Source organism: Parasediminibacterium paludis (genome assembly GCF_042651445.1).
GTDB lineage: Bacteria > Bacteroidota > Bacteroidia > Chitinophagales > Chitinophagaceae > Parasediminibacterium > Parasediminibacterium paludis.
In genome coordinates this window covers 244,004-263,918 of record NZ_JBHSDC010000003.1, presented here as the reverse complement: position 1 = coordinate 263,918, position 19,915 = coordinate 244,004, and the positions used below count along the sequence as shown (strand labels likewise).

Genomic DNA, 19,915 nt, shown 5'->3' with positions numbered 1-19,915 from the left:
AAAGTGTCCTTCAAACAATATAGAAGGACACTTTTATTTAAAAAATCTTAAAAATTACTTTACATTTTTCACATACTTATCAAGCCAATTATTCATTTCCCAAAGCATGTGCAACAGGTTTTCTTTACCTCTGTAGCCATGCGCTTCAAAAGGCAGACTCACATATCTTACTATGCCTCCATGACCTTTAATCGCATTAAACAAACGCTCGCTATTGATAGGAAAAGTACCTGGATTATCATCGCTATCGCCATGAATTAAAAGGATAGGCGTTTTAATCTTATCGGCATAGCTAAACGGGCTCATCTCATAGTACAATTGGGGTGCTTGCCAATAAGTACGTTCTTCGTTTTGAAAGCCGAATGGTGTAAGCGTTCTATTGTAAGCCCCGCTACGAGCAATACCTGCTTTAAATAAATTGGTATGCGCTAATAAATTAGCCGTCATAAAGGCGCCATAACTATGTCCACCTACCGCTATTCGATTTCTATCGCCTACACCCATTTCTGCTAATTTATTAATTGCTGCTTCGGCATTTAATTGTAATTGCTGCACAAAATTATCATTCGGCTTTTTATCTTCACTCGCAGCTACTATTGGCATCTCTGCATTATCTAAAATAGCGTAGCCTTGTGTTACAAAAAAGATAGGACTTCCCCAACTTATTGCAGTAAATTTATTCTCACTACCTCTTACTTGCGCAGCATCTGCAGCGCTATTAAACTCCCTTGGATAAGCCCAAATAAACACTGGTAATGGACCATCTTTTGCTTTATTATAGCCTTTAGGTAAATATAGATCACCAGTTAAATCTACGCCATCAGCACGTTTATATTGTATTTTCTGTTTAGTAACGCCGTCAAGTTGTGGGTATGGATTTTTAAACTGTGTTAATGGAACATCAGCAATTTTTAATAGCAAATTTTTTATGAAATAATTAGGCGCATCCTTCTGCGATTCTTTTCTTGTTAATAACACCAATTTGTTAGCATCTAGCACATCTGTTACATACTCAAAATAACCTTCTTGACAACGCCAAATGATATCGTTCTTTTTACTTGCAATATCAAACTTTGCAAGAAACGGTAAATCGCCTTTTGGCGAAGAACCAGTTACATTATTCATTAATATTTTGGTGCCACCATCAGTAGTTAAAATCACATCTCTACCATATTTATTCTTAGTAGTTACAGGTATGCCAGGACTATTATAAGCATCTGTTTGGTTACGCTCGTACAGCAACGTAACAGTACCAGAAGTTGGATTGTATAAACTCACCTTACTGAGTTGTTTCGCCTGTGAACCTTCTTGCACTAATGCTATAGAAGCGTCACCCCATTGAGTGCCTCTATAACGCATTTGTGTTTTAAATAATTCTTTAGCCTCGCCAGAAAATGGTGCTGACAGGGCATAAACAGCATCGTGATAATCCATTTTCTTTTTCATTAGCCCACTATCCAAAGGTGCACACCAAGTAATGGTTGCAGGCTCATCATCTCGCCAATCAAAGCCACGTGGTACGTTCTGAACATTATCGTAACCACTTGGCCTATTTTCAGTAGAAGGTAAATCTGCCAGCACCTTCACCACTTTACCAGCCATATCTGTAATGCTGATCGTAGAAGGAAAACCCTGCGCAGTTACCAAATATGAGAATGGCTTATTAATCACTTTCGTCATTAAATACTTCTTGTCTGGGGACGGTAAAAATGAAGCATAAATAGCTGGTTTTCCAATAATCGTTTCTATACCATTTTTGCTCAATACCAATTGCGACGTTCCATAAAACTCAAATAATTTCTCATCGTAAGGAGACTTGATTAAATCTTGAAATGTAGCACTAGGCGCCGCTTTCCCAAGATTTTGCTGAATAGTTGGACCACTTGGTGCTAAGCTCTTTGCAGGCGCATTACTTGCAGGTTTAGTAGCTGCTTTATACAAAATAGTATTATTGTCTACCCATGTATAAGCGGCGCCAAGTATCGCATTAAGAGGTTGTTTGTTCAACTTCGTCGCTTTTTTTGTAGGCACATCTATAATATATAAATCTACGTTTTTCCCATTGGTTTGCGTAAATGCTATTTTCTGCTCGTTCGGACTCCAACTCACATTACCCGCAAGCAATGGCATAGGCAATCCTGCAACTTTAAATTCCTTACTTGCCTTAATATTTTTAAGGGTAAAATCATTAATAAACGTTTGTCTACTAAGTGCATAGTTGTTAGGATTAATGCGCAAGCCTGCAATACGAAATTCTGGCATCGCCAATTCTTCAACAGATGGGTATGAATTTCTAGTGCTTAGCAACATCCATTCTGCTTTACCATCAATACTTACACTTGGTGTAGGTTTAGCAAGTAATAAATCAGAAATGTCTTTAGGGGGTAATTGATAGGTAATTGCGTCTTGAGCTAGTATTGTGCAGGTAAAAAACAAACTAGTTGCTAATAGCAATTGTTTTAATAATCTCATAACTTTTTAGTTTAGGTTCTCAAGTTACGTTTATGTCAATTATACAAAAACCGCTTATAAAATTTTGTTAGTTTATGTTTTACCCTATTTTTGCTCTATGAATCAAATGACACACAATCACCACCATCATTTATTACCAAGCTGGTAAGCGATTGGTGTTTTGTGCTATTATTATAAAACATTGAAAGGGCTTACTTAGGTAAGTCCTTTTTTTATTTTATCAATGATTGTTTGGATCAAATTAATATAATAATTAAAAAACATACTAAATTAAAAAACAAATGAGCGTTTCAGAATACAACCCTTCAGAGACTGATGGCAAACTAAAATTAGCGATTCAAAAAAGTGGGCGCTTGCACGATGATAGTATGAAGCTATTAAAAGAGTGCGGTATAGATATTAGTAATGGTGTAAATAAGTTAAAGGCAGAAGCAAGTAATTTTCCATTAGAAGTATATTTTTTAAGAGATGATGATATTCCTCAATACGTAGAAGATGGCGTGGCAGACATTGGTTTTGTGGGTGAAAACGTGGTACTTGAAAAAAAGAAAAAAGTAGATATAGTTGAAAAGCTTGGCTTTAGTAAATGTAGGTTAAGTTTTGCCGTGAGTAAGGGTGTACACTATGAAAACGCTTCATTTCTTGAGGGTAAAAAAATTGCCACTTCTTATCCCGTTATTGTTCAAGATTTTTTAGACAAAGAAGGTATTAAAGCCGACATACATGAGATTAGCGGTAGTGTAGAAATTGCACCGGGTATTGGTTTGGCGGAAGCTATTTGCGACTTAGTAAGTAGTGGTTCTACCCTATTCATGAATGGCTTAAAAGAGGTTGAAACTATTTTACAATCGCAAGCTGTTTTAATTAAAAACAAAAATCTAAACCTTGAGCAACAACAAGTGTTAGACAAAATGTTATTCAGAATTCAATCGGTAAAAAAAGCGAAAAATAACAAATACGTATTGTTAAACGCACCGAATGATAACCTTGATAAAATCATCAGTATTTTACCAGGCATGAAGAGCCCAACCGTATTGCCATTGGCTGAAAAGGGCTGGAGCAGCGTTCATAGTGTTTTGAAAGAAAGTGAGTTTTGGGATATTATTGAACAATTGAAAGCGCTTGACGCACAAGGTATTTTGGTAGTGCCAATTGAGAAAATGATTATTTAATCCCTAGCCCTCAAGGGCATTATTAAAGAGCTTTTATGTTGACAATTTTAGATTTACGAAATTCAAATACCACCCCTTTCGGGGCAGGGGGCTTGCAAAGACCAGCATTCGATACTTCTTCATTAACTGAAAAAGTAAAAAATGTTTTGGCTGACATTAGACAAAATGGCGATAAAGCTGTTGTAAAATACACGACACAATTTGATGGGGTAGCTTTGGATAACTTCGTGGTTTCTGAAGCAGAAATTAATGAAGCTGTTTCACTAATAAGTGATGATTTAAAACAAGCTATTGAACAAGCAGCAGCCAATATCAAAGCCTTTCATAGCAAGCAACTCAGCCCAATTGAAATTATTGAAACCATGTCTGGTATTCAATGTTGGCGTAAAAGTGTGGGTATTGAAAAAGTAGGGTTGTACATACCTGGTGGTTCCGCGCCCTTATTTTCTACCATTTTAATGTTAGGTATACCTGCACAGTTGGCTGGCTGCAAGGAAATAGTGCTTTGCTCGCCACCCAATAAGGAAGGTAAATTACACCCAGCCATATTATTTGCTGCACAATTAGTAGGCATTACTAAGGTGTTTAAGATTGGTGGCGTTCAAGCGATTGGTGCTATGGCATATGGCACTGCAACCGTGCCAAAAGTCTATAAAATTTTTGGGCCGGGCAATCAATATGTTACTTATGCCAAACAATTGATTCAACAAGAGGGCGTGGCAATAGATATGCCTGCTGGCCCAAGTGAAGTATGCGTATTGGCAGATGATACGGCTGTACCAGCTTATGTTGCAGCAGACTTGCTCAGCCAAGCAGAACATGGTGCTGATAGTCAGGTTATTTTAGTGTCAACGTCTGAAAGTTTAGTTGAAAAAGTGCAAGCCGCATTAACTGAACAAGTGGTTTTATTAAATAGAAAAGAAACGGCAATAAAAGCACTAGACAATAGTAAAGCGATTATTGTAACTACACTTGATGAAGCAATAGATTTAGTAAACGAATACGCAGCAGAGCATTTAATAATTTCTTATAGCAACGCAGATGCAATTGCTGAACGTATTGTAAATGCCGGCTCCATTTTTATAGGCAATTACTCACCAGAAAGTGTGGGTGATTATGCCAGTGGTACTAACCATACGTTGCCTACCAATGGCTTTGCAAAAGCCTATAGCGGTGTAAGTGTAGATAGTTTTGTAAAGAAAATTACGATGCAAAAATTATCACAACAAGGGCTACAAAGCATTGCAAAAACAGTGGTAAAAATGGCTGAAGCAGAGGGCTTGGATGCACATGCGAATGCTGTGAAAATTCGTCTGAACTAGGATTTTGTAAGATTGTAAGGATTAAAAGGAAATAAAAAATCCAAAGCCCATAAGCTATTTAGAAAATAGCAGATTAAAACCTTACTTGACCTTAAAATACAGTTTCACAATGCTGCAAATCGAATAGAACGTACAAGTGTGCGACGCAACGAAGTACAATAGGATTACAAAAGCTGGTAACAAAAAAGAAAAAAATGTTCAACTTAGATAAAATTACTAGAGATAATATAAAAAGCTTGGTAGCGTATTCATCGGCTAGAGATGAGTTTAGCGGTGAAGCAAAAGTATTTTTAGATGCCAATGAAAATAGCTTAGGCAGCCCATTAACAAAATGGTATAATCGCTATCCCGATCCACACCAAGTGGCTGTAAAAACTGCACTAAGTCAAGTAAAAGGCATTGCACCAGACCATATTTTATTAGGCAATGGTAGCGATGAATGTATCGACTTATTGTTTAGATGTTTTTGCAATCCTAGTAAAGACAATGTGATTATTTGTCCACCTACCTATGGTATGTATGAAGTAAGTGCGAATGTTAATGCTGTTGAGATTAGAAAAGCACCATTGCTTGAAAATTTTCAACTCGACTTGATACACCTAGAGACTTTAGTAGATGAAAACACAAAGTTAATATGGTTATGTTCGCCCAATAACCCAACAGGTAATTCACTGAATAGAGCAGACATTGAAACGGTACTGAACAACTTTAATGGTATTGTGGTGGTGGATGAAGCATATATCAACTTTGCGAAACAAAAAACATTTATTCAAGAACTTGGTGAGTATCCAAATTTAGTGGTATTGCAAACCTTTAGTAAAGCCTGGGGCTTAGCAGGATTGAGACTTGGGATGACCTTTGCATCGAAGGAAATTATTGCCATTTTAAACAAAACCAAACCGCCTTACAATATTAATCAAGTAACGCAAGAACTGGCACTAAAAGCTTTAGAAGAAGTGGGTCAGGTAAATGATATGATTAATGATTTGGTAGATATGCGTGAAGCTTTAGCAGAAGTATTTGAGCAGATGCCTACGGTAGAGAAAGTGTATCCATCTGATGCCAACTTTTTGTTGGTGAAAATTAAACAGGCTAGGAAAGTATATGAATTTTTGCTTACCAAAGGCATTGTATTAAGAGATAGAAGCAGCGTAAAACTGTGCGATGATTGCTTGAGAATTACGATTGGTACTGAAAAAGAAAATACAATATTGGTAGATGCTTTTGCAGAATGGTTTGACCAAATACAGGTTGCTGTTTAGTATATCAGAACATTGCAATAGGCACTTCGTTTTGCTCAGTGTAAACTTACAACGATAAACCATAGTAGTACAACTGCTGGTGACATAAAAAATTACCTATACCATTATACATTATCTATTCGTTAACGTACTGTTTGTAATATGACATTACATTTGTTAATAGCTATGAAACAGCAGTACGTTAAACTTTTAGTCGCTTTTTGTTGTAGCCTACTTGCTGTTGTTGCAATGGCACAATCTGGTGTGCAATTATCGGGTGGTGTGTATGCACAAGATAATGCTACCGATATTCCCTATTTGCTTAAGAGCGAAAAAGACATTCCTTCCGCCATAGATAAGAATTTATTTATTAAGGTAATCGTAAGCAAAGAAAAATGCTTTGTAGGCGAGCCTATATTAGTGACTTATAAACTGTACACGAGACTTCAATCAGAATCGAAATTGCTGAAACAGCCTGACTTTAATGGTTGCAGCGTTATAGAAATGACTAGTACCGATATTGAAGCTGCAAAAGAGGTAATTGATGGCAAAGTTTTTAGGAGTTACGTCATTAGGCGTGTTCAATTGGTACCTTTACAAGAGGGCGATATAACACTTGGCACTGCCACCATTGACAACACAATTTCTTTTTATAAAAATGCTGCAGAAATTGCCCAACATAAACCATCAATTACACAAACAGCAACAATAACAAGCACAGTAAAATTAATTCATATAAGTAACTTGCCAACATTTAAAGGAGCTAGTCATTTTAGTAATAGTGTTGGTACATTTATGATTACTGCTAAAGCTTTAAAAACCTTAGATACGGCGAATGACAATAATAGTTTGGAAATAAGAATTGATGGTATTGGCAACTTTCAAAATATTATGTGTCCAGTTATCAATTGGCCAAAAAAAATAGATCATTTTGAGGTTGTAAGTACCGAATCGCTTGATAAATTTAGCTTCCCTATTTCGGGTAAAAAAGTATTTACAGTGCCTTTTATTTGTAAACAAGCAGGTAATCTTGTAATTCCTCCAATTAGTTTTACTTATTTTGACGCAGATAAGCAAGTATACACTACCACTAGTACTGATAGTATTCACATAAAGGTGTTACCAGTTGCTGAAAAAATTGAGATGACAAAAATATCAACTGAAGTAGGTAATGGTAAATATATTTGGATTGTATTGGGCATTGCACTAGTAGCAGGTTTTGTTTTATGGCTAAGTTTATTTAGAAAAAAAATACCAACTACTATAGCTACAACTACTGAAACAATAGCAGTTTTAGACAAAACAGATACAGAATTACTAAACGACTTATTACTGTTAGAAGACGATAAACTTTTTTTTCAAGAATCCAAATCTTTAGCTACAAACTTCTTGCAAAAGTACATGGATAGTAATCAACAAAAACAGCTTTATCACATTATCAATCAATGCAATGAAGTACTGTATGCCTACAATAACGGCATTTCTAAAGCACAAATATTTGAGGAACTAGAACAGGTGATAACTAGCTAGTCTGTGTATTTATAACCAACCCCACGAATAGAATGAAAGTATTTAGGGTTGCGACTATCTTCTTCAAAATATTTCCTAAAATTAAGTATAAAATTGTCGATGGTTCTTGTTGTTGGATACACATTGTAACCCCAAACCACTTGTAATATTTTTTCACGAGTAGTTACCTCACCTTTATTTTCAATTAATAGCTTCAATAGCATAGCTTCTTTTTTGCTTAACTCAATGGTTTTTCCATCGTAAGTAATCGCATCTTGTGCCTTAAAATCTATCGTATTATTACCAAAGGAATAAGTATCCCCTACCGTTTCTTTAATATTAATTTTCTTGTTTTTTGCTATTAATTTGTCTACTCTAAGTAATAATTCTTCTAAGTTGAAGGGCTTAGTTAAATAATCATCTGCACCTTTTTTTAAACCTAATATTCTATCTGCGCTTGTACTTTTTGCACTTAACATTAAAATAGGTGTGTCTAGATTATTTACACGCACAGTCTCTGCGACACTTATACCATTGATATTTGGCAGCATTACATCTAGCACTATTAAATCAAAATATTCATTCGCAATAGCTTTTAAAGCTTGTGTTCCGTCGTAAGCACTTGTAACCTCATAGCCTTCCATTTCTAAATTTAACTTTAGGGCTTCATGCAAATTTTCTTCATCATCTACCAATAAAATACTTGCTCTTTTTTCACTCATATTTATACATTAAAAGATACGGTAAAAATACTGCCTTGCGGTTGGTTATTTATTACTGAAATAGTACCATGATGACCTTGCACAATTTTTTTGCACAAATACAAACCCAATCCCGTGCCCTTAGTATCTCGCACATTTTCGTCGCCCGCTCTATAGAATTTATCAAATATGCGTTTCTTATCAATCTCAGTAATACCAATGCCTTCATCGATAACTTGCAACAGCACTGCATCTGTATTTTCTTTAAGACAAATAGTAACAACCCCTGTTTTAGCTGAATACTTTAATGCATTTTCAATTAAATTATTCACAAGCATTTCTATCAAAATCTCTTCACCTTGTATATAAATAGATTCGTCTATGTTGCTAACAATTTTTCTATCAGAAAAACGCATAGCATAATCTTTTACCGCACTTTCTACTAATTCGCTCAAGTTAATCTCTTGCTGCGAAGTTGTATTTAAGCCAGCTTCAAGCTGCGAAGCCAGCAAAATATTATTACATAAACTATTTAATCTGTTGGTTTCTTGCAGTGTGTTTTTAATCAGTTTTTGCTGTGTATCTTCTCGCAGTTGTCGTCGCTGTAAGGTTTCTAAATTTAGTTTGGTTACCGCTATTGGCGTCTTAAGTTCATGCGTAATAGCCATCATAAAATTTTGCTGTTGCTGCGATAATCTTATTTGCTTGCGTACAGCATTAAATACAAATACAGCTCCTAATACTATCAACGCGAAGAAAGTAGCACCTTCCCCAATGTATTGGGCAGTTTTTCGAGTTTTACTGTCTTCAATTGTAGCTATTTTTTGCGAGTACGCAGGATCATCTTTATTAATTTCAGCCAAGCGCATATTAGCCATCAACGCGTTTTGATTTTGCAACGCAATAAACCACCAAACCAATGCGGCAATCATGTATAGCAATAAAACCCAGTATACAACTGTAATTAATACTAATTTCTTTTTTGCAGAAAATACACTCATGGCTGAACTTTTTCTACACGTATACCTGCGCTTAGCACATAAGGCAGCGGGTCTTCACGCATGGTGTGCTGTATTGTAAAATGGTAATTCCCTTTCTTAAGCTTAATTGGGGCGTTAGTAATACGTATACGGTGGTCATACACATCGTCCATACCTGTGCCAAGCCAGCCTTTGGCATTATTGGCCAAGGTTAATTCTATTTGTTGGGTTTCAGGCATACTAGCAGGTGCTTGTGTGGTAATATTTAACCACAAATTATTGTAATGATAGGCATCATCGTGCCTTACTATTACATAAATATTATACAAAGCATTGGTATCTGCAATAGTAAAATCAAAGGAAGGTTTCTGTGTAGATTTCCATTCGTGTTTATCGAAAGCACTTGATTTTTCGAATACATCAAGTGTATTACAAGCAATAAACAGGACACAAATAATGATAAAAAGTGAACAATATTTCAAGACTATAATTTTCATTCAAAGATAAGTTCAGAATATTTCAATCTGTTCTGTTCACAAATAATCTTACAGTACATTCAATACTTGCTCTTTTGCTTTCTCCATTTCATCTTTCATCAACACCACACATTTTTGTATCTCGGCATCGTACGCTTTACTACCGGTTGTATTAATCTCTCTACCAAATTCTTGCAGTATGAACGATAATTTTTTACCTTTACTTTTCTCTTTATCAGCTAAAATAGTTTTAAAATAAGCGATATGATTTTTCAATCTTACTTGCTCTTCACTAATATCTATTTTCTCAATATAGTAAATTAATTCTTGCTCTAAACGGTTGGCATCGTAGTTTTCTTTGCCTACTTTATCTTCCAATAATTTTACCAAATTGTCTCTTGTTTTTTGTCTTCTATTTGGTTCTAATACTACAATAGCGGCGCTTTGCACTTCAATGTTTGCTACACGCAATAACAAATCTGCCTCTAAGGATTTACCTTCGTCTAATCGATGCAGATTTAAATCTTCAATTGCATCTTTAAGTATTTTTTGGAAGGCTTTCCAATCATCGTCGTTTAATACCTCGGTAGAATTTATTACAACTTCAGGTAAACGTAAAATAGCTGATAATAACTGTTGTGTATCAGCTTGTAACTCAGTAGCAATCTGTGTTACAGACGTATAATAAGCTTTTAATAAATCTGTATTAATACTTACAGGTTTAGCAGCACCATTTTGCTTAATATTTATAAAACATTCAACACTGCCACGTTCAAGCCCTTCATTTAAAATACTTCTAATTTCAAACTCAAATGGCTTGAGCAAGGCAGGTAATTGCATGCGCAAGTCAAATTGTTTACCATTTAATGAGCGTACTTCTACCAAAAAAGTCTTATCGCCAATCGTTTGTTCGCTGCGGCCGTAGCCTGTCATTGAGTATAGCATAGAAAAATTGATATTATCAGCTGCATCGCACTTATGTTACTTCTGTTGCGTCGCACACTTGTACTGTTGATTATTAATTAGGCAGTGCGTAAATGTAAATGAAATCACGCTGCCTTCACAAACAAAAAAACCCACCGCTAAGGGTGGGTATAAATGCATCATTAATATAGCAGAACTATAGTTTCGTGGTTTTGAACTTCAAGGTAGCAAAATTCACATCAATTTTATAATTGCCACTAACCGCAGGGCCAGGGAAATTTTGAGGTAAATTATAACCAAAATCGCCACCAGCACTAAGACCGGTTATAGAATTATCACTAACAGCATATTTATTCGTCCAATCGCCGTTTACTGGTAAAAATAAATATTGTTTACCACCCACTAAGTTGTTTAGTGTTAAAGTAAACTCAACCGAATTTGAGCGGGTAAACTGTTGAGACGGCGTTGGTACAGGATTACCCCAGCCACCTGGCGTTGCATCACCTACCATATATAAACTATCAGGCAAGGTTGATGTATATGGTGTAACGGCAAATTTACCTGCTTGGAAATCTAATACTATTTTATAATAGCCACTGGTTGCAGGACCAGGAAAATTAGCGTTAAATGCAGAACCAACGTTAAAACCGAACGAACCACCAGCACTTAAACCAGCGATAGTATTATCATCCACCGCAAATTTTGCACTCCAGTCGCCATTTACGGGTAAAACTAAATATTGCTTACCACCATTTAATTTAAATACACCAGCAAAAGTTGTTTCATCTAATCTAGCAAATTCTTGCGTAGGTGTAGGCACTGGATTATTCCAACCGCCCTGCGTAGCATCACCTACTAAAAAGAGTCTACCAGAAGTAGGTAAAGCTACTTTTGGGGGTACTTTATAAGGGGTCATTTTTACAGTAATAACATTAGATTTAATTTGATCATTATTGTTGCCATATGATGCTGTAACACGTATATCTACATTATAAGCTGTACCAATGGTGAATCCAAAACCTAATAAGATATTATTAATATCCAAGCCAGTATATGAAGCACTTAAAGTACCAATATAAGTTTTGCTTAGAGATTTAGTGAAATTTCTACCAGAAGAATCTATTTCAAGAATATATTTAGCGGTACTTGCACTTGTGGCATAATTAGGAAAATTCCAAGTAAAAGTAATTGCCGTTTTAGCAGAATCGGCAGGCGCTACGGCTAATGTTGTAGTTGATGCATTAAGAACAACACCAATACCACTTGCGGTACCAGACGCATAATATGGTAAACTGTCTACCTTATCGCAAGCTGTGAATAGCGTTACTGCTATCGTAGCCAGCAAAAAGAGTTTTGATAAATATTTCATAATCAATGTTTTAATTAGTTTAAGTGTGGTTTATAATTTAGTGACAACAAATTTTCCTCTTTGAAAGTCAACTGAAATTTTATAGTTACCACTTACTGAAGGGCCTGGAAAATTATCATTAGCATTAAAAGCGAAATCACCACCAGCATTAAGACCTGCAAGGGTTTTGTCTTTTACTGCATATTTAGAACCCCAATCACCATTTAACGGTAAAAACAAATACTCTTGTCCACCGATAAGCGGTACAGTAATTTCATAAAGCGTAGGAGATACTTGAGTAAATTGTTGTGTAGGCACAGGAACAGGATTATTCCAACCACCTGCAGTTGCACTACCTACTAAATATAATTTACCAGTAACGGGTGGGGCTACTTTTGGAGGAATTGCATAAGGTGTTGCAACTAATTTTACAACATTAGAAACCAATGGCACAGTTCCACCAGCCAACGACGCAGTTACTCGAACATCTAGGTTGTGTGCGATACCTGGCGCAAGTTGTAATTGGTTTAATAAGTAATCATTAAATGTTGCTACACTAATAGAAATGCTTAAATCTTTACTTACAGAAACGCTTTGTTTAGCAGGGTTTGTGAAATTGGCACCAGTGGTATCAATTTCAATTAAGTAAGATACATCTTGAGAACTAACACCTGTAGTAAAAAGGTAGTTAGGATTTGTCCAAGAAAACTTCACTGCCTCGTTGCTAGCATTTGCAAAACTCAATGGCAATGTAGAATTAGAAGCTGATAGAACTGGGTTAGTACCAGATACTATATACTCTCTGTTTTCATCTTTAGTACAAGACCATAAACATGTGGCCAGCACTAGTGACAATGAGACTAATTTTAATATACTTTTCATATGTTTATTTTTTATTTTCAATTATTACATAATAAGTATGCAATTCATTGTACTGATTGAAACGTTTGCATCTTAATTAATACCCTGTATTTTGTTTAAGATTCGCATTAGACGACAAGTCGGTTGATGGTATAGGGTAAATAGTTCTAAAGGCAGCGACCGCAGTACCAGATTTTACACCTCCTTTCCAAGGCCATAGGTAAGTGCCATCTACAAATTTGCCATAACGTATTAAGTCAGTTCTTCTAAAACCTTCCCAATACAATTCTCTCGCTCTTTCATCCAAAATAAAATCGGTAGTAAGTGTTGAGGCGTTGATGTTACCATTGGTATTGCCATAAGCCCTAGTACGCAAATTATTAATATATGTTAATGCTGTAGTTGCATCGCCACCAGCGCCACCACGTAGTACAGACTCAGCATAAATTAGGTACATTTCTGGCAATCTGAATAGTGGGAAATCAATATCTGAAAAGTCTAAGCTTTGACCATTAGCACCACTGCGTGTTACATTACGATATTTGGTTACAGGAATACCATCGGTAAATACAGTTTGGTCATTAATTTCTGGGTTTTGACCGGCTGTATAAAACTGTGAGCGTTTATCTGCAGTGCCAGTGTTGTCAGGGAATAATGCTGGTAAAGTTTTAGTAGCCCGGTAACCAGCCCAACCACCGCTAATACCATAATTACTAGCTGTCATAGAACCACCAACTGGTGCGTGGGTTAAAAAAGTAGTTCCACCATAACTTTGGGTTTTCAAGCCATCATAATTAATGGTTAGAATAAACTCACTCGTATTCAAATTATTATCGGCAAGCATCAACTGAGGATAGTTGGTAATTAAAGAATAACCTGCATCTATAACTTTCTTAGAATAAGTAATGGCATCTGTATATCTTGGTGTTCCAGTGTATACACCAGCGTTTAAATAGATACGTGCTAACAATGCCCATGCAGCCGCTTTATCGGCTCTACCATATTCATTGGTTCTCGGAGCTACTAAGCTAGACTCTAAATCTTTCAACTCGCTTTCCACATACGTAAATAATTGGGTGCGCGTAGCTTGTGTAGGTAAAGTAGCCGAACCTATTACATCTTTATCAGTAACAAAAGGACCGCTACCAAATAAATCCATAATAACAGCATATTGATAGGCTCTTAAGAATCTAGCTTCAGCCTTGTAGGTTCTAATGCTATCCGCACTGACACCTGTAATACCACGACTGCTTAAGTTAGCATCTGAGGATTGATTAATAAAATCGTTACAAAGTGTAATTTGATAATAAGAACGATAGTATAAACCTGTTAAGAAAGGGTTGCTAGCAGACCAGTTCATGTTGTGAAAATCTTGAATTCCGGCATCGCCCCATGCTACCACCGCTTCATCGGTAGGTAATTCTTGTGCGTTGAAGTACAAACGCAAGAAGTCGGAGAAACCTTCATCTATACCTTGTACATCTCCATTACCAGCAGGGCCTTGGTTACCAGTAAGTGCATAAGCACCATACACTTTAGCAAAGGCTTCTTTATATCCAGCTGGTGTACTGTAAACTTGAGCAGAAGTCACATCGTTTGTTGGAAGCAAATCTAGCTTCTTTGTGCAGGAAGCAAACACTGCTACCGCACAACTTGCTGCTACTATTATTTTAAAAATATTCGTTTTCATGTCATTTATTTTTATTGATTACAATTGCTGTTCACAATTTGTTTTACGATTATCTTAGGTATCCTCTAAGATTAAAAATCCAAATTCAGACCTAATACAAAAGTTCTTGGTCTTGGGTAAAAATTATTATCAATACCACCGTTAATTTCTGGATCTAAACCTTTGTATTTAGTTACTACAAATACATTTTGAACGTTAGCACTAACTCTTAGGTTGGCTCGTTTATTAAATATTTTACCAGCATTATAACCTACGTTAATATTATCCATTCTTAAAAAAGAAGCATTTTGAACGTAATAGTCTGATAAGAAATATTTATCACCGCTTCCGCTGAAATATGTATTTAGATAATCTGTAGAACCATTATTTATAAAACCTATTGGATTAATGATATTACGTAAAGTACCTGTGCTTGAAGCAACATTATTATATACGTAGTTGCCTACATTGGCGCGCATTACAAAACCTGCATTCCATTTTTTGTAATTTAAGTTAGCGCTGAAACCAAAAAATGCTTTAGGATCGATGCCTTTGTATTGGTACAAATCAGCAGAATTTACAATACCATCTCTATTTTTATCAGCAAAGAGATTGTCGATAGGTTTGTTGGTTACAGGATCATATACTTGCTTATATACATAGAAAGCACCACGATTGTAGCCCACAGAATTAATCAATACCGTATTACCAACACCTCCAGAAATACCACCAAATTGGGCACCAGCATAATTTGGATCATCTGAAATCGTTAATTTAGTAATTTTATTTTGATTATAGGTAGCGTTGAAAGCTAAGTCAAGCGTTACATCTTTACTTCTTATGGCTTGAAGATTTACGGTAAATTCAACACCACGGTTTTCCATGCTACCGATATTAGCTACAATTTTATTAGAGAAATTGGTACCAGCTGGTTGGTTAATTTGATTCAACAAATCTGTTGTTTTTTTATAATAATATTCTACACTACCACTTACTCTACCGTTTAAAATTGAGTAGTCTAAAGCTACGTTAGTAGTGGCTGTTTGTTCCCATTTTCTATTATAGTAATAGCCACCTGGTCTATACATTTGATAGAAATTATTACCCAATTGATATTCTGCTTGATTACCACTTAAATTATAATATGAAATATAATCATAATTATTGATTCCATCTTGCTGACCAGTAATACCATAACTAACACGTAGTTTCAAATCAGAAATCGCTTTTACATTTTTCAAGAAAGATTCTTCTTTAATTTTCCAGGCAAAAGCACCTGAAGGGAAAGTTCCCCATCTGTTATTTGGATTAAATTTTGAAGAGCCATCTCTACGTATTGTTCCTGCCAAAATATATTTGTTATCAAAGGTGTAAATCATACGACCCATAAAAGATACCAATGTATTTTCAGGTTTATCAAACGGATAGATTGGTGTGGAAATAACTGTTCCATCAGTTGTATAATCACCGAAATTGTAGTTCATAGTTAAATAATCTTGGTACTCATAACCTGCTGTTGCCTCTACCCTACTTTTTATAGATTTGATATCTTTTGTATAGTTGAAATAGAAGTTTAAATAAGTATTTTGTCTAGTTTGTCTATATTGATTATTAACACCGCCATGTTTTTTATCGGGCGAACGCATATAAGCAGATGCCGCACTATCAGGCACCAACACAGTACCCTTTCCTTCTGATAAATCAGCTCCTACATTTAATAATGCATGCAAATCGGGTAAAAAATGCAATTTGTAATCTATTAATGCATTACCTACAGCACGTTGTACCTTACTTCTATCATCTCTTTGCAACAATAAACCGAGTGGATTTAATGGTGCCAACGATTTAAGACCAGTTGTTGTTGCAGGATCTAGCCACTCCCAGTAACCACCAAAACGATTGCTTTTTGAGTAGACTGACTGTGTAGGATCGAAAGTAACTGCAGAGCCTATAGCACCTTCGTTAGCAAATCTGCTTTGGCTGTAAGTACCCTTTAAGCTTAAGTCTATTTTCAAATGATTATTTAGAAGCATTGGGCTTAAGTTAATACCTAGAGATGTGCGTTGCAAATTGCCCGTTTTCAATATACCATCCTGATTTAAGAAACCAACTGATATACGATAAGGTAATTTTTTCAACGAACCAGAAACGCTTAAGTTATTATCTTGACTAAGTGCAGTTTGATAAATTTGATTTTGCCAATCGGTAGTAGCGCTACCCAATAATGCAGCACTTGAAGCATTGCCTTTTGTATTTACGATAGAGCGAATTTGATCTGCTGAAAATACATCAACTTTTTTAGCTATTGATGCAACTGACATTTGCGAACTGAAGCTGTATGTAGGTTTACCGCTTTTACCTTTTTTAGTAGTGATTAAAATAACACCATTAGATGCTCTTGAACCATAAATAGCTGTTGCAGACGCATCTTTTAAAATAGTAAATGTTTCAATATCGTTGGGGTTAATTAAACTCAACGGATTAGCAACACCAGAAATACCACCATTATCTAGTGGCATACCATCTACAACAATTAATGGATCGTTACTAGCATTTAAAGATGCACCACCACGAATACGGATAGTACTACCAGAACCTGGTGCACCACTATTAGACGTAATAGCCACACCAGCAACTTTACCAGAAATTAATTGCTCAGGTGTAGTAATCGCACCTTTTACAAAATCTTTAGAGCTTACTGTAGTTACCGAACCAGATAAGTCTTTTTTACGTGTAGTACCATAACCAATAACTACTACCTCATTAAGGCTAGCATTGTTTTGTACCAATTTTACAAATACATCGCCTGTACCAATGGTTACATCTTGCGAGGCAAAGCCAACAGATGAAAATGTAAGTGCAGTTGCACCAGAAGAGACTTTAATTTTAAAAGTTCCATCAGGCCCCGTTTGAGTACCTTTGGTGGAACCTTTTACAAAAACAGATACCCCCTGAAGTGCGGAGCCATCTTTGGCATCTGTTACCTTACCAGAAACAGTTTTTTCCTGTGCATTTGCTAACGTCACAAAGCAAAAAGCTAAGGCTGCTATTAGCAATCGTTTTAAATTCATAATTGACGGTTTACGAGTGAATGTGTATCGTTCTAAGCTAAAATTATGCAAGTGGGGTTTCGTGGCTAAAGCACCAATATTTAGTAGCTTGTAATTACATTCAAGATATACATTTATTTATAAATGTATTTTCGATAAATGCAATTAATGTGGTTTAATTGATAATCATATAGCTTTAGAAACCGTTTGCAGCAATGTGTAATATTTACACATTTCACTGCAAATATGTGTCATCTTAACACAGCAAAAAAATATTTTTTGGTTTTTTTTTAACGATTTCCTTTTTGCAAAAAAATGTGAAAGAAAAAGAGGCTTAAGAGCGCTTGATCTTGCGACCGTTTAGCACCAATGCAACACCAATTAAAACAAAAATGGCGGTGGGGCTTAACAATGTAAATGAGAATGGCATACATAAAGCTACAATCAAAAGTTGCTTAAACGCATTTTTATTGAGAAAAGATTTGTGTTTAACCAAATCCTAACAATATTTGCAAGCATGGCCAATAAGCTCATTATTATTACCGCCCCATCAGGCGCAGGAAAAACCTCCATTACAAAGTATTTGTTACATAAATATCCTTCGCTTGCATTCTCCATTTCTGCGGCTACGAGGCAACCTCGTGGGCAAGAAAAAGATGGTGTAGACTACTATTTTTTAAGTGCTGAAGATTTTCAGCAAAAAATACAAGACAATGCCTTTATTGAATGGGAAATGGTATACGAGGGCAAATATTACGGCACACTAAGAACCGAGTTAGACAGAATTTGGGCCGAAGGCAAAACCCCAATGCTTGATATAGATGTAAAAGGCGCTATTCATGTACAACAGCAATTTCCGCATACAACTTTAAGTCTATTTATAGAACCACCAAGTATAAATGAGTTAAAAATCCGCTTGGCGAGTAGAGGCACAGAAACAGAAGAAAGCTTACACGCAAGGGTGAATAAAGCATCCTACGAAATTTCTTTCAAACACCATTTCAACAAAATCATTTTAAACGATGATTTAGAAAAAGCATGTAGAGAAACTGAAACCATTATCAGTGAGTTTCTTGGTTGGAATAACTAGACAGTGCTTGTTATTAGTTGCGAGTTGATGGTTATTTGCTTTTTGTTTCTTGTAACTTGAATGCTGGAACCTGTAACTTTAAACTTATAAACACGTATTGCTATGCTATTTAAAGATAAAACCGTTTTTATCACTGGTGCTAGTAGAGGTATTGGTAAAGCCATAGCGTTGCGCTTGGCAAAAGAAGGTGCCAATATTGTGGTTGCAGCTAAAAGTACCGAAGAAAATCATAAACTTGGCGGCACCATTTATTCTGCCGCTGCCGAAATAGAAGCTACTGGTAGCAAGGCTTTAGCTGTAAAATTAGATATTAGAAACGAAGTACAAATTGCCTCAGCAGTACAGCAAACAATAGATATTTTTGGTGGTATAGATATCCTTATTAATAATGCATCTGCCATACAACTAAGTGGCACGGAACAAACAGAAAGTAAACGTTTCGATCTTATGCACAGCATTAATGTGCGAGGTACTTTTTTGATGACACAGGCTTGCATTCCTTATCTTAAAAAAAGTAGTCATGCGCATATTTTAACCTTGTCGCCGCCGATCAATCTTACACCAAAATGGATTGGGCCACATATTGCCTACACACTTACCAAGTATAATATGAGCATGATGGCTATTGGCTGGGCCGAAGAATTTAAAAATATCCCTATTGCAAGCAATGCCTTGTGGCCACGAACCACTATAGACACGGCAGCAGTGCGAAATTTATTGGGTGGCCAAGATTTAGCAAATATGAGTCGTACTGTAGATATTTTGGCCGATGCGGCTTATTATATTTTGCGTCAGCCAGCTGGACAATGTACTGGCAATACTTTTATTGATGAAGCTGTTTTTGCCGCCGAAGGCATCACAGATTTAAGTCAATATTCGGTAGTACCTGGTGCCAAGTTGTATCAAGATTTGTTTGTATAATATGAAAATAATCTTATGACGAAATTTGCAATTTAAATTTCATTGCATTGTATTATCTACAACATCGTTTAGCTTTCATTAAATGTTCCCAATTGTCTATTTGGCTTAAAAAGAACAACAATATGGGAACGTTTGCGTAATTATAACATTTCAATATTTCACTCGGCGCAATTTTTAAT

General features: G+C 35.9%; 15 protein-coding genes. 6 read left to right on the top strand and 9 right to left on the bottom strand.

What is annotated here, in order from left to right:
• Positions 1 to 54: 54 nt before the first annotated feature.
• Positions 55 to 2,472 (bottom strand): alpha/beta hydrolase family protein, encoded by a 2,418-nt coding sequence (locus tag ACFOW1_RS04805; RefSeq protein ID WP_379012583.1) that lies wholly within the window; start codon positions 2,470 to 2,472, stop codon positions 55 to 57.
• A 281-nt stretch (positions 2,473 to 2,753) separates the two neighbouring features.
• Between ACFOW1_RS04805 and hisG the strand changes: the two genes are divergently transcribed.
• The 4 genes from hisG (at position 2,754) to ACFOW1_RS04785 (ending at position 7,737) form a co-directional block, all read left to right on the top strand.
• Entirely contained in the window at positions 2,754 to 3,644 is an 891-nt protein-coding gene (gene hisG, locus ACFOW1_RS04800) for an ATP phosphoribosyltransferase (protein WP_379012582.1), read from the top strand.
• Between the two features lie 35 nt (positions 3,645 to 3,679).
• Positions 3,680 to 4,966: a histidinol dehydrogenase gene (gene hisD / locus ACFOW1_RS04795; protein ID WP_379012581.1), complete on the top strand. Its 1,287-nt coding sequence runs from the start codon at positions 3,680 to 3,682 to the stop codon at positions 4,964 to 4,966.
• 194 nt (positions 4,967 to 5,160) lie between these two features.
• Positions 5,161 to 6,228 (top strand): histidinol-phosphate transaminase, encoded by a 1,068-nt coding sequence (gene hisC / locus ACFOW1_RS04790; protein WP_379012580.1) that lies wholly within the window; start codon positions 5,161 to 5,163, stop codon positions 6,226 to 6,228.
• Positions 6,229 to 6,393: 165 nt separating this feature from the next.
• The gene (locus ACFOW1_RS04785; protein ID WP_379012579.1) at positions 6,394 to 7,737 is read left to right on the top strand and encodes a BatD family protein; all 1,344 of its coding nucleotides are present in this window, start codon (positions 6,394 to 6,396) and stop codon (positions 7,735 to 7,737) included.
• On the opposite strand, the gene ACFOW1_RS04780 is transcribed toward ACFOW1_RS04785, so the two are convergent.
• The 8 genes from ACFOW1_RS04780 to ACFOW1_RS04745 all read right to left on the bottom strand — a co-directional run bounded on the left by ACFOW1_RS04780 (position 7,734) and on the right by ACFOW1_RS04745 (position 17,746).
• Complete coding sequence (locus tag ACFOW1_RS04780) at positions 7,734 to 8,438, bottom strand: response regulator transcription factor (protein WP_379012578.1); 705 nt, start codon at positions 8,436 to 8,438, stop codon at positions 7,734 to 7,736. The genes ACFOW1_RS04785 and ACFOW1_RS04780 overlap by 4 nt on opposite strands.
• Before the next feature lie 2 nt (positions 8,439 to 8,440).
• Positions 8,441 to 9,418: a sensor histidine kinase gene (locus tag ACFOW1_RS04775; protein WP_379012577.1), complete on the bottom strand. Its 978-nt coding sequence runs from the start codon at positions 9,416 to 9,418 to the stop codon at positions 8,441 to 8,443.
• Positions 9,415 to 9,894: a gliding motility lipoprotein GldH gene (locus tag ACFOW1_RS04770; protein ID WP_379012576.1), complete on the bottom strand. Its 480-nt coding sequence runs from the start codon at positions 9,892 to 9,894 to the stop codon at positions 9,415 to 9,417. The genes ACFOW1_RS04775 and ACFOW1_RS04770 overlap by 4 nt, the downstream gene beginning before the upstream one ends.
• Positions 9,895 to 9,942: 48 nt before the next feature.
• The gene (locus ACFOW1_RS04765) at positions 9,943 to 10,818 is read right to left on the bottom strand and encodes a YicC/YloC family endoribonuclease (protein ID WP_379012575.1); all 876 of its coding nucleotides are present in this window, start codon (positions 10,816 to 10,818) and stop codon (positions 9,943 to 9,945) included.
• 175 nt (positions 10,819 to 10,993) lie between these two features.
• Positions 10,994 to 12,166: a SusE domain-containing protein gene (locus ACFOW1_RS04760; protein ID WP_379012574.1), complete on the bottom strand. Its 1,173-nt coding sequence runs from the start codon at positions 12,164 to 12,166 to the stop codon at positions 10,994 to 10,996.
• A gap of 30 nt (positions 12,167 to 12,196) precedes the next feature.
• The gene (locus ACFOW1_RS04755) at positions 12,197 to 13,027 is read right to left on the bottom strand and encodes a SusE domain-containing protein (protein WP_379012573.1); all 831 of its coding nucleotides are present in this window, start codon (positions 13,025 to 13,027) and stop codon (positions 12,197 to 12,199) included.
• 76 nt (positions 13,028 to 13,103) lie between these two features.
• The gene (locus tag ACFOW1_RS04750; protein ID WP_379012572.1) at positions 13,104 to 14,696 is read right to left on the bottom strand and encodes a RagB/SusD family nutrient uptake outer membrane protein; all 1,593 of its coding nucleotides are present in this window, start codon (positions 14,694 to 14,696) and stop codon (positions 13,104 to 13,106) included.
• A 71-nt stretch (positions 14,697 to 14,767) separates the two neighbouring features.
• Entirely contained in the window at positions 14,768 to 17,746 is a 2,979-nt protein-coding gene (locus ACFOW1_RS04745) for a SusC/RagA family TonB-linked outer membrane protein (protein WP_379012571.1), read from the bottom strand.
• A gap of 496 nt (positions 17,747 to 18,242) precedes the next feature.
• Here ACFOW1_RS04745 and gmk point away from each other — a divergent pair, with 496 nt between their 5' ends.
• Positions 18,243 to 18,815 (top strand): guanylate kinase, encoded by a 573-nt coding sequence (gmk, locus tag ACFOW1_RS04740; RefSeq protein ID WP_379012570.1) that lies wholly within the window; start codon positions 18,243 to 18,245, stop codon positions 18,813 to 18,815.
• Between the two features lie 102 nt (positions 18,816 to 18,917).
• The gene (locus ACFOW1_RS04735; RefSeq protein ID WP_379012569.1) at positions 18,918 to 19,736 is read left to right on the top strand and encodes an SDR family oxidoreductase; all 819 of its coding nucleotides are present in this window, start codon (positions 18,918 to 18,920) and stop codon (positions 19,734 to 19,736) included.
• Positions 19,737 to 19,915 lie beyond the last annotated feature (179 nt).

Excerpts from the sequence above, each read along its gene's own strand:
- ACFOW1_RS04735 (WP_379012569.1), top strand. The coding sequence starts at position 18,918 with ATGCTATTTAAAGATAAAACCGTTTTTATCACTGGTGCTAGTAGAGGT.
- ACFOW1_RS04755 (WP_379012573.1), bottom strand. The coding sequence starts at position 13,027 with ATGAAAAGTATATTAAAATTAGTCTCATTGTCACTAGTGCTGGCCACA.
- ACFOW1_RS04750 (WP_379012572.1), bottom strand. The coding sequence starts at position 14,696 with ATGAAAACGAATATTTTTAAAATAATAGTAGCAGCAAGTTGTGCGGTA.
- ACFOW1_RS04760 (WP_379012574.1), bottom strand. The coding sequence starts at position 12,166 with ATGAAATATTTATCAAAACTCTTTTTGCTGGCTACGATAGCAGTAACG.
- ACFOW1_RS04775 (WP_379012577.1), bottom strand. The coding sequence starts at position 9,418 with ATGAGTGTATTTTCTGCAAAAAAGAAATTAGTATTAATTACAGTTGTA.
- hisC (WP_379012580.1), top strand. The coding sequence starts at position 5,161 with ATGTTCAACTTAGATAAAATTACTAGAGATAATATAAAAAGCTTGGTA.
- ACFOW1_RS04770 (WP_379012576.1), bottom strand. The coding sequence starts at position 9,894 with ATGAAAATTATAGTCTTGAAATATTGTTCACTTTTTATCATTATTTGT.
- hisG (WP_379012582.1), top strand. The coding sequence starts at position 2,754 with ATGAGCGTTTCAGAATACAACCCTTCAGAGACTGATGGCAAACTAAAA.
- ACFOW1_RS04805 (WP_379012583.1), bottom strand. The coding sequence starts at position 2,472 with ATGAGATTATTAAAACAATTGCTATTAGCAACTAGTTTGTTTTTTACC.
- ACFOW1_RS04745 (WP_379012571.1), bottom strand. The coding sequence starts at position 17,746 with ATGAATTTAAAACGATTGCTAATAGCAGCCTTAGCTTTTTGCTTTGTG.
- gmk (WP_379012570.1), top strand. The coding sequence starts at position 18,243 with ATGGCCAATAAGCTCATTATTATTACCGCCCCATCAGGCGCAGGAAAA.
- ACFOW1_RS04785 (WP_379012579.1), top strand. The coding sequence starts at position 6,394 with ATGAAACAGCAGTACGTTAAACTTTTAGTCGCTTTTTGTTGTAGCCTA.
- ACFOW1_RS04780 (WP_379012578.1), bottom strand. The coding sequence starts at position 8,438 with ATGAGTGAAAAAAGAGCAAGTATTTTATTGGTAGATGATGAAGAAAAT.
- ACFOW1_RS04765 (WP_379012575.1), bottom strand. The coding sequence starts at position 10,818 with ATGCTATACTCAATGACAGGCTACGGCCGCAGCGAACAAACGATTGGC.
- hisD (WP_379012581.1), top strand. The coding sequence starts at position 3,680 with ATGTTGACAATTTTAGATTTACGAAATTCAAATACCACCCCTTTCGGG.